At 73.2% G+C, this 16073-nt stretch carries 12 protein-coding genes; 9 read left to right on the plus strand and 3 right to left on the minus strand.

What is annotated here, in order from left to right:
- Positions 1–41: 41 nt before the first annotated feature.
- Entirely contained in the window at positions 42–917 is an 876-nt protein-coding gene (locus ACFYQ6_RS22510; protein ID WP_388764522.1) for a peptidoglycan-binding protein, read from the minus strand.
- A gap of 1188 nt (positions 918–2105) precedes the next feature.
- On the opposite strand from ACFYQ6_RS22510, the gene ACFYQ6_RS22515 reads away from it, so the two are divergent.
- From ACFYQ6_RS22515 to ACFYQ6_RS22545, 7 genes are all read left to right on the plus strand, one after another.
- On the plus strand, positions 2106–3155 hold the full coding sequence (locus ACFYQ6_RS22515; RefSeq protein ID WP_388764557.1) for a PP2C family protein-serine/threonine phosphatase: 1050 nt from the start codon (positions 2106–2108) through the stop codon (positions 3153–3155).
- A gap of 153 nt (positions 3156–3308) precedes the next feature.
- Positions 3309–4964 carry an ABC transporter substrate-binding protein gene (locus ACFYQ6_RS22520; RefSeq protein WP_388764524.1) on the plus strand — a complete coding sequence of 552 codons (1656 nt, stop codon included), beginning with the start codon at positions 3309–3311 and terminating at the stop codon, positions 4962–4964.
- 143 nt (positions 4965–5107) lie between these two features.
- Entirely contained in the window at positions 5108–7231 is a 2124-nt protein-coding gene (locus ACFYQ6_RS22525) for an alpha/beta fold hydrolase (protein WP_361581485.1), read from the plus strand.
- The gene (locus ACFYQ6_RS22530) at positions 7228–8319 is read left to right on the plus strand and encodes an ABC transporter permease (protein WP_361581483.1); all 1092 of its coding nucleotides are present in this window, start codon (positions 7228–7230) and stop codon (positions 8317–8319) included. Before ACFYQ6_RS22525 ends, ACFYQ6_RS22530 begins: the two co-directional genes overlap by 4 nt.
- Entirely contained in the window at positions 8316–9146 is an 831-nt protein-coding gene (locus tag ACFYQ6_RS22535; protein ID WP_361581480.1) for an ABC transporter permease, read from the plus strand. Before ACFYQ6_RS22530 ends, ACFYQ6_RS22535 begins: the two co-directional genes overlap by 4 nt.
- Complete coding sequence (locus tag ACFYQ6_RS22540; RefSeq protein ID WP_388764527.1) at positions 9146–11131, plus strand: ABC transporter ATP-binding protein; 1986 nt, start codon at positions 9146–9148, stop codon at positions 11129–11131. Before ACFYQ6_RS22535 ends, ACFYQ6_RS22540 begins: the two co-directional genes overlap by 1 nt.
- Before the next feature lie 72 nt (positions 11132–11203).
- Entirely contained in the window at positions 11204–11812 is a 609-nt protein-coding gene (locus ACFYQ6_RS22545; RefSeq protein WP_361581474.1) for an XRE family transcriptional regulator, read from the plus strand.
- A 126-nt stretch (positions 11813–11938) separates the two neighbouring features.
- Here the strand turns inward: ACFYQ6_RS22545 and ACFYQ6_RS22550 are convergent, their stop codons facing one another.
- Both ACFYQ6_RS22550 and ACFYQ6_RS22555 read right to left on the minus strand, forming a co-directional pair.
- The gene (locus ACFYQ6_RS22550) at positions 11939–12967 is read right to left on the minus strand and encodes a bile acid:sodium symporter family protein (RefSeq protein WP_361581471.1); all 1029 of its coding nucleotides are present in this window, start codon (positions 12965–12967) and stop codon (positions 11939–11941) included.
- A 105-nt stretch (positions 12968–13072) separates the two neighbouring features.
- Complete coding sequence (locus ACFYQ6_RS22555; protein ID WP_361581468.1) at positions 13073–13705, minus strand: DUF4232 domain-containing protein; 633 nt, start codon at positions 13703–13705, stop codon at positions 13073–13075.
- Positions 13706–13943: 238 nt separating this feature from the next.
- Here ACFYQ6_RS22555 and ACFYQ6_RS22560 point away from each other — a divergent pair, with 238 nt between their 5' ends.
- Both ACFYQ6_RS22560 and manD read left to right on the plus strand, forming a co-directional pair.
- Entirely contained in the window at positions 13944–14498 is a 555-nt protein-coding gene (locus ACFYQ6_RS22560) for an NUDIX hydrolase (protein WP_361581465.1), read from the plus strand.
- Between the two features lie 224 nt (positions 14499–14722).
- Positions 14723–15937: a D-mannonate dehydratase ManD gene (gene manD / locus ACFYQ6_RS22565; protein ID WP_361581462.1), complete on the plus strand. Its 1215-nt coding sequence runs from the start codon at positions 14723–14725 to the stop codon at positions 15935–15937.
- Positions 15938–16073 lie beyond the last annotated feature (136 nt).

The following is a 16073-nucleotide window of genomic DNA, read 5'->3' on the forward strand; positions in this document are numbered from 1 at the left end:
TGGCAGCGACGCTGCCACCCGAAGCCGTGTGCCGGAACCGGTCAGACACCCACCACCGTGAAACCCGCCTCCGCGAGCCGGGCGCCGAGAGCGCCCACCGTGGCCGGGTCACTGAAAGCCCCGTTCTGTTCGAGTCCGTGGTCGGCCTGGAACTGACGCACGGCGCCCTGGGTGCGGGGGCCGTCCCCGCCGTCCTGGCGGCCGGGGTCGTAGCCGAGGGCGAGCAGCGCACCCTGCACGCCGAACACGTCAGACAGGTCGAGTGCCAGACTCTCGGTGGGCAGCCCCTGGTTCTCCACGGTCTGGGCCAGGAGGAAGTGCGCTCGGTCGAGCTTGTTCCGGATCCTGATCGTTCCCTCGTCCGGGGTGAAGTGGCATTCCTCCGCCGCGCCGCTCCAACTGCGCACCGACACGTGCTGCTGGAGCTTGGGGAACTTGAACGCGGGTCCCAGCGCCCAGCACATGCTCAGAGTCGCCAGCTGCGCGTTGGCGGGCCACGTGCCGAAGTCGGCGAACTCGGGACGGGCGGTGAGGACGGACTCCATCTGGTCCAGTTTGGCGAACACATGCCGGTCGATCTCCGCGTCGTCCACGTGCAGCGACGTGAACGGGGGCCGGAACGCGTTGTGTCCCTGGGGGGCAAGATCGAGGCGCCCCTTGACGTTGTCCCACTCGGCGGCGACGAGGTCCGCCGACACAGGATTACCGCCGGCGTCCAGCCACAGCAGCTCGCCGGCCAGGGCGAGCGAGGCGGCCCGCTCCGCCGCACTCGGGGCGGAGTTGGGCGCGGCCGTCTGGTCGATCTTGTTGCCGATCCCCGTGCTCACCCATCCTTTCTGGTCGAGGTACATGAAATCGACTCGGCCTTCGAGCGGGTCGTTGAACCTGATCCATTGGTCGCGTACGGACTGGTGCATGATCTCGGCCTCTCTTCGACGGTCCGGCGGGGCGGTCCCGTCCGGCGGACCGAGCCCGGCAGCCGCAGGGCAGGCACGATCAGTTCCACGGGGAGACGACCGGCTGTTTCGCAGCCCCTCCGAGGAAGGGCGCGGGGGCAGGGGGCGGCCATCGATCTGCCGTCGCCGGGGCCCTCGTCGGTCGGAGGGTCGCCGGCGAGGCCGAGGTCCTGGACCGCGCCCGGGACAGTGGAACTGCACGCCGCCCGGATTCCGAGCCCGGATTCTCTCGCGCCGATGCCCACGATCGGTGTGTCGTCGACACCGGCGGCCTGCCCCAGGTGGTCCTCGAACAGGAGGATTCCTCGCCGCTCCCGCAGCGCGGGCACGCGCAGACCCAGGGCGGGGGATGCCCCTCCCCACGGACCCACGGACGTGGACTTGGACAGGGGACGGACTCATGCGTTCGGATGTGACGTCCATGAGCTGCTCCGCGGCGTCGAGCCGAGGGTCATCCCGCATGCGGTGTTTCGTGCGCCCGTTCGCGTCATCCATCGGCAGCGGCGAGACCGCCGCAGGCGCCGAAAGCCCTCTCAAGTCTATGTCCGGGGTGGGGCGCTGACCACCGCAGACGCGGTCACGGCCCCCGGCACGCGAGGGGCATCCGGGCGCGGTGACGAGGCGTCACCAGCGGCGCGGGGAACTGACGGCGAAGGCCTGCGGCGAGGCTCCCGTGCGGTGGGACGGCACGGGCGGCGGACCAGCGGGGGCCGGGCGGGCGGGTGATTGTAAGCCCGACGTCCGAAGTGCGCGCGGCGACGACCGGGAGCCCGTTTTGTGGGCGGGTGGTCGTAGTTCGGGGCCGCGTCCGGTGCGGGACCGGTTCCGGGCCGCGACGGGCGCGGGGGTGCGGAGGGCTCGGCCGGGTTCCGGGCCGCGACGAGAGGGGCCAGTGTCGGGTTCAGGGTCGCGACCGGTGCGGAGGGCTCGGCCGGGTTCCGGGCCGCGACGAGAGGGGCCAGTGTCGGGTTCAGGGTCGCGACCGGTGTGGGGGCCGGTGTCGGGTTCGAGACAGCGACCGGTGTGGGAGCCGGTCTCGCCCCCGTCGGCCGTCCGGCCGCTCGGGATGCGCGGGAGCGTGCCGGAAGGCAGCGTGGGGGAGTGCCGCAGCTGCTCAGAGTCCAGTGGATCCCCGTAGGTCTCATCGTCATGGCCGTGGTGATCGACCTGGTCACGCCGCACGGAGTGACGTCGGCACCGCTCCTCATGGCGGCGCCCGTCGCCGCGGCACCGCTCCACGGCGTCCGCGGGATCATCGGGGTGGGCCTCGCCTCGATGGTCGTACACGCGTTTCTCGCCTGGATCGACGGTACCTTCGGCTGGCACGCGGGAGCGGCCAACCAGCTCGCCCTCGCGGCTCTCACCGTGCTCGCCCTCCTGATCCACCGCACACTGCGCAGACAGGACGCCCGCACCCGGCGTGCCCAGCACGTCGCAGCGGTCGCCCAGCAGGCGGTGCTGCCCGACCCGCCGTCGCGTCTGGGGGACCTGCGCATCGACGCGCGATACGTGCCCGCCGAGAGCGAGGCCGCGATCGGCGGTGACCTGTACGTGGTGCAGAGCACGCCCTTCGGTATCCGCGTCATGGTCGGGGACGTGCGAGGGAAAGGGCTCGGAGCGGTCAGAGCCGTCAGCGCCGATCTGGGAGCCTTCCGCTATGCCGCGGACGAGGCGGAGGACCTTCCGCAGCTGGTCGACCGGCTGGAGCGGGCCCTGATGCGGGAGGGCGCGCGGCGCGGCGGGCAGGAACAGGAGGAGGGGTTCACCACCGCGCTCATCGCGGAGCTGTCCGAGGACCTGGACGTCGTGCGTCTCGTCAACCGGGGGCATCCGCCGCCGGTGCTCCTCGACGCGAAGGGCCGCGCCACACTCCTGGAGCCCTCCGAGGAGGCGCCCCCGCTGGGAATGGGCGGACTGGGCGCCTGGTCCGCGCCCGTCGACAGCTACCGCTTTCCGCCCGGCGCCACCCTGCTCTGCTACACGGACGGCGTCACGGAGTCCCGGGACCCGGACGGAGTCTTCTACGACCCCGTCGCCCGCCTGCCGATCGCGCTCGGCAGGACGGCGCGCTCCCGTGACCGCCTGGCGCCGGGGCAGATCCTGGACACCCTGATCGAGGACGTCCGGCGGCACAGCGGTGGCCGGCCGCAGGACGACCAGGCCGTGCTGGCGCTTCACCGCGTACGCCCCGGAGCCTGACGGCTGCCACCGCGCTCCGCCCGCCAGCAAATCGCCCGAAGTTCGTCATTCGGGGCATCCATAAGCCGCACGTTGACGCCCTCAAAGTGATTCGTATACTGGCCGTGCCCAATTGGGCAGTATCAATGGACATCTTGAGATGGGTTGGTCCTGATGAACTCGGAGCCGGGCGGCAGCCTCAGCCGACGGAACGTGCTGCGGATCGCTGGAGCGGGCATGGGCCTGCTGGCCGCTTCGGGTGTCCTGGCCGCCTGTGCGCCGCAGCCCGCCGGCAGCGGTGACGACGCTGCGGGGACCGGCTCCGGCAGCGGTGCGCAGGGCGCCGGCGCGGCGATCGACCTGCTCACGCTGGCACTTCCGTCGTCCCTGTCCAGCCTCGACGTGGGGCGCGAGTCCGGCGTGCTGAACTACCTCGTCGCGGCACTGGCTCAGGAATCCCTGCTGTCGGTCAGCCCTTCGGGTGAGCTCGGGCCGGGTCTCGCCGCCTCCTGGAAGCAGCCCGACGCCCGGACCTACGTGTACACCCTGCGCCGGGGTGTCGTCTTCTCGGACGGAACCCCCTTCACCGCGGACGACGTGGTCGCCTCGATCGAGGCCATCCGCGACCCTGACAACGGCTCCGCGCTCTCGTACGCCTACGCGGGGGTCAGTTCGGTCAAGGCCACGGGCGACCTCGAGGTGACCATCCGTCTCTCGGCTCCGGACGCGATGTTCGCCTGGACCACCACGGCGGGCGGTCTCCTCGTCAGCAGCCGCGCCTTCCTCACCCGCAACAAGGGGAAGGTCGGTACGGCGCAGACGCTGCTGCTGGGCACCGGTCCCTACAGGATCACCGAGTTCGCCGCCGACGACCACGTGCTGCTCGAGCGCAACGACGCGTGGTGGGGCGAGAAGCCCGCCGTCCAGAAGATCAAGCTGTCCTTCGTGCCGGACGCGGGCACGCGGCTCGTGGCGATGAAGTCCGAGGCCGTGGACGGCGCCCTCGGCCTGGCGTCCGACGAGGCCCGCAGCTGGGAGTCGGCCGCGCGCGTCACGTACACCGGCGACCGTTCGGTCGTCTCCCTGGCCTTCGACACCACCAAGGCGCCCTTCGACGACATCCACGTCCGCCGCGCCTTCGCCCACGCGGCCGACCGCGCGGGCATGGTCAAGGGCCTCCTGCACGGCAAGGCCGAGGTCGCCGACGCCCTGCCGTCCCCCGACATGTGGGGCGACCTGATGCCGGCGGGCGACGTCCGCTCCGGCTACGGAGCTATACCCGTCCCGGACTTCGACCTGGAAGCTGCCCGGGAGGAACTGGCCAGGTCCTCGGCCAAGGACGGCTTCGAGGTGGAGCTGCACTACCCCGGCAGCGGACCGCAGCTCGGCAAGGCGGCACTGGCACTCGCCGCGTCGCTGAAGAAGATCGGCATCACGCTGGACGTCAAGGAGATCACCCTCGAACAGTGGGTCTCGGAGCTGGGTTCCGGCAAGCAGCCGCTCCAGTTCCTGTGGTATTTCCCCGTCACGGGTGATCCGGCGGAGCTCGCCGACCCGTATCTCAACGCGGCCGCCACCGCCACGAACATCGCCCACTACGACAACGCCGCCGTGAACTCCGCGCTCGACAGCGCCAAGAAGTCCACGGACCCGGCGGAGCGCGGCAGGCTGCTGATGAAGGCGGTGCAGGAGGCGGGCCCCGATCTGCCTTACCTGCCGCTCTGGTGGGCCCGGAGCGCGACGGCGCTGTCCAAGGACATCGTGCTCCTGGAGCAGGGCCCGTACGCGTTGATCGGACCGTGGGCGACCCGTGTCCGTAAGTCCGCCTGACACCTCGTCGCTCCCCCCTGACCCTCGTCGCATTCGCCTGACACATCGCCGCGCCCGCCTGACGTCCCGTCGGCTCCCCGGCCACGTCAGGCCTGGGGCGGGGCAGACACCCCGCCCCGCCCCAGCACCACGAACGGAGACACATGACCGGCACCGTCGCACCACCGCAGCCGCCCGCCGCGCTCGCGGTGCGGCGCGCCCGCGAGGCGACGCTCCGGCTGACGCACCCGGTCGAAGCGCGGGTCAGCCCCGACGGCCGTACGGTCGCGGTCAGCGCCGCCGGACCGCAGCGCACCGAACTGGTGCTGTCGGCCGTGCCGGAGGCGTTCCGCGAGGAGCCGGCGTCGGCGGAGCCGGTGCCCCGAGCCCCCCGGGACCGTGCCGTGGACCGCCACAGCCCCCGCTGGCTGCCCGACTCCCGGACCCTGCTGCACATCGCGGAACCGGCGGGCTCCGGCCATCCGGAGCTGGCAGCCCTGGACACGAGGACCGGATCCGTCCGTACGGTGGCCACCGCGCCCGGCGCCGTGGAGGACATCCTCGTCTCCGACGACGGCACCCGGGCTCTGCTCCTCTGCGCCGAGGACGGCGCCGAGCGTGACGGGATGAACCTCGGGCTGCCGGTGCGGCTCGGGCCCGTTCCCGTCCCCGAGCGTTTCACCGAGGGCGGCGGCCGCCGCTCGGTCTGGACGGTCGAGCTGGCCGGCGGATCGGTGCGGGCCGCGGGCCCGGCCGGGCTGACCGTGTGGAACGTCGCGTGGCGTGGCGGGCGCACCGCCGTGGCCACGGTCTCCGAGGAAACCCTGCCGGCCGGCTACTACGACGCGAGGTTCGCCGAACTCGACCTGGTGACCCGGACCGCACGCACGCTCCACACGCCGGACGGACAGCTCGCGGCGCCCGCCCTCTCCGCCGACGGGCGGCTGGCAGCGGTGTGCGAAGGGATCTCCATCGTCTCCGGCCGGCCCCTCCTGATGGACCTGACCACCGGCGACGTGCGCAGGCGGGACGACGTCGAGGACGCCACCTGGCTCCAGTTCGACGACCACGCCGCCCCGGGCATCCTCTGGCACGCCGGATGGGACGGCACCGGCTCCCGGGTGGGACACGACGGAGCCCGTCTCTGGAGCGGCGAGGCGACCCTGAGCGGTGCGGGCTTCCGGCCCGCGCTGTCCCTCGACGCGTCGGGGCGTATCGCCGTGACCGTCCTGGACGCACCGGGCCGCCCCGCCGAGGCGGTCGTCGCACGGACCCACGGTCCCGGTGCCTGGGACTGGACGGCGGTCACCTCGCTCAACGCCGGTGCGCGGGACAGCGCGGACGTGTCTCTGCGCACCACCGCGACGACGTGGCGCTCCGAGGACGGCCGCCCGGTCCGGGGGCTCCTGCTCCAGGCCGGCCAGGACCGCACGCGGACCCCCCGCCCCCTCGCGGTGCTCGTGCACGGGGGCCCGGCCTGGCTCTGGTCCTCGATGTACGCGCCCGGCGACGTGCTCGGCCTGGCACCGGCGCTCGCCGCCGCCGGCTATCTCGTCCTGCTGCCCAACCCGCGCGGCAGCAGCGGCGCGGGCCGGGAGCACGCGCGCGCGGTCGTCGGCGACGTCGGCGGCGGCGATCTCGAGGACGTCCTCTCCGGGGTCCGCCATCTCGTCAGGGAAGGCCTCGCCGACCCGCGCCGCGCCGCCGTGCTCGGACACAGCTACGGCGGGCACCTCGCCGCCCTCGCCGCCGCCAGGACCGATGTCTTCGCAGCGGCCGTCGTGGTGTCGGCGCCCACGAACTGGCTCAGCTTCACGCACACCAGCAACATCGGCGGCGGTTACGACCGCACCTACCGCATCGGCTCCCCGCAGGACCCCATGGAGTGGTGCCGGCGGTCCGCCGTGTTCGCCCACGGCGGCAGCGGTACCCCGACACTCATCGTGCACGGCGCCGAGGACCGGGTCACCCCCGTGGGCCAGGCCCACGAGCTCCACCGTTCGCTGCTGCGCGCCGGCCGGGCCCCCGCTGAACTGCTCGTGTACGCGGGCGAGGGGCACGAGTTCACCGAGCCCGCGCACATCCTCGACGCCGTCACCCGTGTCGCCGAATGGCTCGACACCCATCTCGGCGGGGCCGTTCCGGCGCCGCCGCCCACAGCCGCCGCCCAGGGGCCGGTCTCCCCCGGACCGAACCCTGGTGCGGCTTCCCCGGCCGTGCCGGAGCGCGACTTCCCCCGGTCGACCTCCGGCACGGCCGCCCCCTCGTCGTCCGGGGAGCGCCGATGACCGCCGTCCGCGCGGGCGCGCGCCTGCGTGCCGGGCTGCCGCTCGGCTTCGTACTCCGCAGGGTCTCCGGCACGGCGGTCCTGCTCCTCATCCTGTCCGTCGCCGTCTTCGCCCTGCTCCAGGCGGCTCCCGGCGACCCCGCGCAGACCCTGCTCGGCCCGCGCAGCGCGACGCCCGAGGCGCTCTCGGCCGTGCGGGCCCGCCACCACCTGGACAGTCCGCTGGCCGCCCAGTACTGGTACTGGATCAGCGACGCGGTCCGGCTGGACCTGGGCACCTCCATCCGCACCGGCGAGAGTGTCGCGTCCGCGATCGGCGGCAGGCTCGCCCTGACCGGCCAACTGGTCGGCCTCGGCCTCTTCGTGGCCCTCCTGCTCGGGCTCCCGCTGGGCGTCCTGGCCGGGTTGCGCAACCGGCGTACGACCGACCGGGCCGTGCAGAGCCTCGGCGTGGTCGCCCTGTCCACACCTGCCTTCGCGAGCGGGCTGGTGCTCATCTACGTCTTCTCACTGATGCTGGGCTGGTTCCCGGCGTACGGGCCGGGCGAAGGCCCGGGCGCCGACCGTCTCACCCACCTGGTGCTGCCCGGCGTGGCCCTCGGGCTGGCGGTCACGGCGGTGCTGCTGAAACTCACCCGGGCCGCCGTCGTGCGGGAACTGGAGCGCGAGCACGTCACGTTCGCCCGCGCCCGCGGCGTACGGGAACGGGACATCCTGCTCCACTACGTGCTGCGCGGCACGCTGGTGCCGGTACTCACCGGGGTGAGCCTCGTCATCGCCTATCTGCTCGCCGGCACCGTCATGGTGGAGCAGGTGTTCGCCCTTCCCGGGCTCGGTTCGCTGCTCGTCGACTCGGTCACCTTCCGGGACGTGCCCGTCGTCCAGGCGGAGGCGCTGCTGCTCGCGGCCCTCGTCTGCGCCGCCAACCTCGTCACCGATCTCGCCCAGCCCTTGCTGGACCCGCGTCTGCAGTCCACCCCCGCACCGAAGGCGCCGCGCCCCGGGGTTCCCGCGGCCCAGGACGCACCGGGGCCCGCCCTGGCCGGCGCTCCCGGCGCTCCCGGCGCTCCCGAGAAGGACGGCCGATGAAGAACCGCACGCCCCTCTTCCCCCGTCTGTCCCCGGCGGCCCTGTGGAGCAGCGCCGTGGTGCTCCTGCTGGTGCTGGCCGCCGCCCTGGGGCAGGTGCTGCTGCCCGGCTGGGACACCCAGGACCTGGCCACCGGGGTCACGATGCCCGGCGGCGGGCATCTCCTCGGGACCGACGAACTGGGACGTGACATCGCCCGGATGGTGGTCGCCGGAGCGCGCTCGACGCTGGCCGGCGCGGCCCTGGTCGCCTTGGGCTCGATGGTCATCGGCAACGTCCTGGGGCTGCTCGCAGGCTACCGGGGCGGCTGGACCGACGCCCTGGTGCGCCGCTGGGCGGACCTGCTGCTCGCGCTTCCCGCCCTGCTGGTGACGATCGTCGTCGCCGGGATCGGCGGAGGCGGGTACGCGCTCGCGGTCGGCGTACTCGTGGTGCTCACCTCGCCCGCCGACATCCGGCTGGTCAGGTCCGCCGTGCTGGAACAGCGGCACCGCGCCTACGTCGAGGCCGCCGAGACGCTCGGACTCTCGCGGTTCGCCGTGATGACCCGGCACATCTGGCCGAACGTACTGCCCGTGGCCGTCGCCAACGCCCTGCTCAACTTCGCCGGGGCCGTCGTCGCCCTCAGCTCGCTCTCCTTCCTCGGCCTCGGAGTGCCGCCCGGCGCCCCCGACTGGGGGCGGATGCTCTCCGAGAACCGCACCCTGCTGTACGACAATCCGTCCGCCGCGCTGGCGCCCGCCGTCCTCATCGTCGTCGCGGCCGTAGCGCTGAACATCCTCGGCGACCGGCTGTTCGAGGCGTTCTCCGACCGAGGGAGGTCCTGATGGCAGCGCGCCGCACGACCGGACACGCCGCTCCCGGCGAGACACCCGTTCCGGACGGGCCCCCGCTCGCCGGGACAGCGCCCGGACCCGGCGGGCCCCTGCTCGCCGGGACAGCGCCCGGACCCGGCGGGCCCTTGCTCGCCGTGGACGGGCTGCGGGTCGCCGCCACGGCAGGCGGCGCGGGACCGGCCACCATCCTGGACGGCGTCTCCCTGACCGTGGGCCGAGGCGAGTGCGTCGGCATCGTCGGGGAGTCGGGAAGCGGCAAGTCGCTGGCGATGCGTGCCGTGGCCGGGCTGCTGCCGCCCGGCACGGCCGTCACCGGGGGCACGGTGCGGATCGCCGGCCAGGAGGTGCTGGAGCTCGCCCCGCGAGCCCGCCACGCCCTGCGCGGACGCCGCGTCACCCTGCTGATGCAGGACCCGTTCACGATGCTGCACCCGCAGCTGACCTGCGGGCGTCAGATCGCCGACGGGCTGCGGGAGCGCCACGGGGTCCTGCGCGGGCGCCGGAACGCCGGGGCCCGACGGGCCGAGGTGGCGCGCCGGCTGGCCGAGGTCGGCCTCGGCCCCGAGGTCGCAGGGAAGTATCCGCACGAGCTGTCGGGCGGAATGCGCCAGCGAGTCGCCGCGGCGGCGGCGCTCGCCGGGGATCCCGAACTGCTGATCGCCGACGAGCCCACGACGGCGCTGGACGCCGCGAACCAGCAGGCCGTACTGGATCTGCTGCGCGGCCTCCAGCGGGACCGGGGCATGGGGCTCGTACTGATCAGCCATGACCTGCGGGTCGCGTTCTCCGCCTGCGACCGGGTGTACGTGCTGTACGCGGGCGCGGTGCTGGAGCACGGCCGTCCTGACGAGCTGGAATCGGCGCCCGCGCACCCCTACACGGCCGGACTGCTGGCGTCCGAGCCCTCGGTCCGCACCCGCTTCGCCGAACTGCCCGCCCTGCCGGGTTTCGTACCGCCGCCCGGCAGGCGCACCGGCGGCTGCCCGTTCGCCGCCCGGTGCGCGTACGCCGCGCCCCAGTGCGGGAGCACGCCCCTCGCCCTGCGGACCGTCACCGGGGGTCGGCAGTCCGCCTGCCACCGGCTGGCGGAGATCGGCGACGCGCTTGCTGCGCCGGGCGACCGGCAGCCCGGCACCGGCGGCGCGCCCAGCGCCGCGAAGGGCGAGGAAGCGGTACTCGCCGTCACCTCCGTGGACCGTACGTTCCGCTCGCCGGGCGGGGACCACCACGCCCTGCGGGACGTCGGCCTGACCGTCGCGCCCGGTTCCGTGGTGGCGCTGGTGGGGGAGTCCGGCTCGGGAAAGACGACCCTCGCGCGGATCGCCATCGGCCTGGAGACGTTCGACAGCGGGAGCGTGCGCACGGGAGGCATCGCGCTGCCGGCCGGCCGGCGCCCCGCCACGGCGGACCGTCGCAGGCTGGCCGGACAGGCGCAGATCGTCTTCCAGGACCCGTACTCCTCGCTCAACCCCCTGCGCACGGTGGGCGCGACACTGCGCGAGGCGCTGGCGGCCCGGGCGGGAGGACGCGCCCGCGACATCGCCCCGTCGGACGTCGACGCCCTGCTCTCGCAGGTGGGGCTGCCGCTCCCGTACGCCGGCCGTCGTCCCGCCGCGCTCTCCGGCGGCGAACGCCAGCGGGTCGCGCTGGCCCGGGCCCTGGCGGCCAGGCCCAGGCTGCTGATCTGCGACGAGGCGGTGGCGGCACTCGACGTCTCGGTCCAGGCCCAGCTGCTGAATCTGCTCGACTCACTGCGCCGCAGCGAGGGCTTCGCCATCCTGTTCATCACCCACGACCTGGCGGTGGTGCGGCAGATCGCCGACCGGGTCGCGGTGATGTACCAGGGGCGGATCGTCGAGGAAGGCAGCGTCACCGAGGTGCTGGACGCGCCGGGGCACCCATGGACCCGCAGGATGCTCGACGCACTGCCGGGGTATACGCCCCGCAGCGGGGCGAGGGGTGCCGTCGAGGACTGACGGCCCGACAGACACACCGCTAGAGTGGTGCGCTGACCTGCGCCTACCGAGACCGTGAGGAGGAACGCAACGGTGGAGACACCAAGCGCGCCGACACTGCCCGCGCCGACGCGTCCGCAGACTCCGCCGGCCGCCCCAGGGACCGTGCGCGCGTCGCTGGCGTCCAACCTCAACCGCCGCCGGCTGGCCCGCGGCCTCAGTCTGCGCGAGCTGTCGGCGGCCACAGGCGTCAGCAAGGGGCTGCTCTCGCAGATCGAGCGCGCCGAGGCCAACCCGACGGTGGACGTGCTCGTCAGGATCGCCGACGTGCTGGAGGTCGGCGCCACGGATCTGCTGCGGCAGCCGATGCTGCGCCCCGAGATCGTCCGGGCCGCGGACCTCCAGGAGCCGGACGGCGAGACCTCGGTCAACCTGCTCTTCGCCGGCCGGGGCGAGGGCCGCATCGAGATCTACCGGTCACGGCTGCACCCGCACGGCACCAGCCAGGTCAGCTCGCACGGCACGGATTCCGTCGAGTACGTGACCGTGCTGTCCGGCCGGACGACCCTGGTGGTGGACGACGTACCCCACCAGCTGGAGACGGGCGACACCGCCCGGTTCTCGGGGCTCAGCGCCCACTACTACATGACGCAGGACTCCCCGGCCGTTACGCAGACCATCGTGAGCTACCCGGGCGACTGACGGGCTGTACGGCATGAGTGACGGACCGTCCGGCGGTGGCCGACGGGCTGTACGGCGTGGCCGGCGAACCGTACGCGAGCACGCGAAGGTGCCCGGCCAGGAGGTCCCGACCGGGCACCTTCGCCGTCAGGCGCTGCCGGTGGCGGCAGCGGCGGTGCTGTCCTGTGTCCGCCCTGCCGAGGGCGCCACGTCGTCGTCACGCCGCGACCGGTGGGCCATCCAGGCGGCCACCAGCGCGCCCGAGATGTTGTGCCACACGGAGAACACCGCGGCCGGCAGAGCGGCCAGCGGGCTGAAGTGGGCGGTGGCGAGCGAGGCGGCGAGGCCGGAGTTCTGCATGCCGACCTCGAAGGCCATGGCGCGGCTGGCGGGCCGGCCGAGCCGGGCCGCCTTGCCCGCGGCGTAGCCGAGAGCGAGCCCCAGGCCGTTGTGCAGGACGACGGCGAGCAGGACGGTGAGAGCGGCCGACTTGATCATGCTCGCGCTGCCCGCCACGACGGCGCACACGATCGCGGCGACGGCGAGGGACGACAGCCAGGGCATGACGCCCAGGACCCGGTCGACGAGCCTGCCGAAGACGAGCCGCACCACCAGGCCGCCGAGGACCGGGAGGAGCACGGTCTTGAGAATGTCCGTGATCATCGAACCGGCATCCACGGGCAGGTACTCACCGGCCAGGAGCAGTGTCAGCGGAGGCGTCACCAGGGGAGCGACCAGTGTGGAGACGGTCGCCACGGACACCGACAGCGCCACGTCGCCACGGGCCAGGAAGGTCACCACGTTCGACGCCGTGCCGCTCGGCGCGCAGCCGACCAGGATCAGTCCCGCCGCGAGCTGCGGAGGCAGCCCCAGCAGATGAGCGATGATCCAGCCGAGGCCGGGCATGATCACATAGTGCGCGACCAGGCCGATCGCCACGGCCCACGGCCGCCTCGCCACGCCCTTGAAATCGAGCGGAGTCATCGTCAGCCCCATGCAGAACATGACCACGCCGAGCAGGTAGGGGACCGACTCCGTCCAGCCGGCGAACGTGCCGGGAGTGACGAGACCGGCTACGCCCGCCACGAGCACGAGGACGGGGAACACCGTGACGGCGCGCCTCGCTCCCTTGTCGTCGGAACCGGTTTGATCAGGGGTTATCTGTTCGTTCTGCACAGGCGCGATGAGACGCCGTGTGCCCCGGGCTCCGCAAACCCGTCTCATCATACGGACTAAATGTCCAGGATTTGTCGGTGCGGAGCGCCCCGGGACCCGGCGTGACTACTTCCCCGACCCGACCGGGTCCACCGTGATCCGGGGGGCCGTGCCGGCGTCCACGGGGACGCCGACGGCGAGTGACATGCGGTGCGAGTGCGTCTCGTTCGGCGGGGTCACCAGTGCCGAGGTGAACGTCACCCCCGAGCCGTCGCCGGTGCCGGGCGGGAAGTGCAGGGAGAAGTTGGTTCCCTCCCCGGGGGCCAGGGTGACGGTCGGTGCGGACCGGTCGCTGCGCTCGGCGCTCACCGTGCCGTCCTTGCCCTCCAGGTCCAGCCCCGGGAACCCGCGCATGGAGCAGGCGGCGGATCCGGTGTTCTTCAGGTTGATCAGTACCTCGCCCTCCGCCATGCCCCCGGAACTGCTGAAGGAGAGGTCCGAGGTCCGGCAGGTGCCGTCCCCCACGCGCGGCGCGCCGGATGCGGAGGCCTGGGTGTCGCCTCCGCCCGGGGCTCGCGTCTTCTCCGCGGCACCGGGGCGCTCGGTGCCGCCGTCGGTGGAAGCCCCGGTGTCCGGCGTGGCCGACGCAGAAGCACCGGCGGGGGCGCTGTCGGTGGCGCCGTCACCGTCGCACGCGGTGAGGGAGAGGGCGGCCGCAGCGGCGACGGCGACGACGGCGGATGTGCTGTGAAGACGCATGATTTCCCCTTGGGGTGAGAGGCGTCGAGTGCTCCGCACGAACACGTACACCGGTGAGGCACGCGATATTCGCGCGGAGGGTTGCGGGCCGGCCGAAAACCATCGTGCGTCGGAGGGCGCCGCCTCCACGAGGGCTCGTGCCCGCCCGGAGGCCGGCCATGCGTCCCACCGGGTGGCACCGGTGCTCCTCGGGTACGGGACCGTTTTGCCGTGCCGTGGGCTGGACATGCTCCCGCTCATGACGCAGAGCTGTGACGCGCTGGAGTGGACGCTGAGGAGCGAGCGTCCCGGGCCGGCGGGCTACCTGGACGTGCGATGCCGCACCTATGTGCAGCCCGACGGCAGGGAGTCGGACTGGGACGTCCTCCACGGCCCCCGCACGGTCGCCCTCGTCGCCTTCACGCAGGACGGCCGGGGCGTTCTCGTACGGCAGTTCCGTCCCGGCCCCGGCAAGGTACTGGCAGAGCTCCCCGGCGGCATGGTCGAGCCCGGCGAGGACGTTCTGTGCGCGGCGGAACGGGAGCTCCTGGAGGAGACCGGACACCGGGCGGGGACCGTCGAGGTCTTCATGCGGACGTACCTCGCCTCCTTCGCCACGCACGTGCGGTACGGGGTGCTGGCGCGGGACTGCCGCAGGGTCGCCGAACCGACCCCCGACGCGGAGGAATTCCTGGAGCCGCTCCTGCTGGAGCGTGACGCCTACACGGCACACCTCCTCGGCGGTGAGTACACGGACACGGACCTGGGCCTCGCCGGACTCGTCGCGGCCGGCCTCCTGCGCACGGGTGACTGAGGCACCGTCCCCCGACGCGAGTCCGACGCGAGTTCGACGCACGGCAGGCGCGTGGCAGGCGCGGGTGCGGTGCGCGGCAGGCCGGTCCGCCGTGGCGCCTGGCACCGGCCGCGCACCACGGCCCCGACGGGCCCGCGCCGATGACCGTGGTGCAGGGTTGACGCCGGGTGCAGCCAAGGGCTGAGCCGGTCCGCCCCACCCCTCGCATCGGAGAGTGCATCCGCATGAAGATCGTCGACGCCACGGTGGTCGTCACCAGCCCCGGCCGGAACTTCGTCACGCTCCAGCTGACGACCGACGAAGGGCTCACCGGACTGGGCGACGCCACGCTCAACGGCCGGGAGCTGGCCGTGGTCAGCTACCTCACCGACCACGTCGTCCCCCTGCTCATCGGTCTCGACCCGCACCGGATCGAGGACACGTGGCAGTCCCTGTACCGAGGCGCCTACTGGCGGCGCGGACCGGTGACGATGGCCGCCATCGCCGCCGTCGACGTCGCGCTGTGGGACATCAAGGGCAAAGCCGCCGGACTCCCGCTGTACCAGCTCCTCGGAGGCGCCAGCAGGGACCGCGTCCGCGCCTACGGCCACGCCAACGGCAAGGACATCCCGGAACTGCTCGACTCGGTGCGGGCCCGCCTCGCCGAGGGATACCAGGCGGTGCGTGTCCAGTCGGGCGTCCCCGGTCTCAAGGCCGTGTACGGGGTGCACACCACGCACGACGACGGGTCGCCCGTCCTCCACCAGCAGGCCAGGCCCCTGGTCGAGGACTGGGACACCGACGCCTACCTGCGCCACGCTCCCGCCGTCTTCGAGGCGGTCCGCGCGGAGTTCGGGGAGGAACTGCCCCTTCTCCACGACGCGCACCACCGCCTCACGCCCGCCCAGGCGGCGCGGCTCGGGAAGGACCTGGAAGCGTACCGGCCGTTCTGGCTGGAGGACAGCACCCCCGCGGAGAACCAGGAGGCCTTCCGTCTGATACGCCGCCACACCACCACACCGCTGGCCGTGGGCGAGGTCTTCAACACCGTCCACGACTACCAGACGCTCATCACGGAGCAGCTGATCGACTACGTCAGGTCCGCCGTCACGCACTTCGGTGGTGTCACTCCGCTCAGGAAGCTGGCGGACTTCGCCGCGCTCCACCAGATCAAGACCGCCGTGCACGGCCCGCAGGACATCTCCCCGGTCGGGATGGCGGCAGCGATCCACCTCGACCTCGCCGTCCACAACTTCGGGATCCAGGAGTACGCGGGCCACGAACCGCTCACGGACGAGGTCTTCCGGCACGCCTACACCTTCACGGACGGGCACCTGCACCCCGGCGAGGCCCCGGGCATCGGTGTGGAGCTCGACGAGAAGGCGGCGGCGGCCCACCCCTACGAAGCGGCGTACCTGCCCGTCAACCGTCTCCAGGACGGCACGGTCCACGACTGGTGAACCCCCCGCGGGTGCTCAGGGCGGCGGGGGGGGGGGGGGGGGGGGGGGGGCCCCCCCCCCCCCGTCGGGGGGGGGGGCCGGGGGGAGCGGGGGGGAGGGGGCGCCCCCCGGCCAAAGGGCCGGGCGGGCGGGGCCG

Origin of the sequence: Streptomyces sp. NPDC005494, from assembly GCF_042872025.1 — a bacterium.
GTDB lineage: Bacteria > Actinomycetota > Actinomycetes > Streptomycetales > Streptomycetaceae > Streptomyces.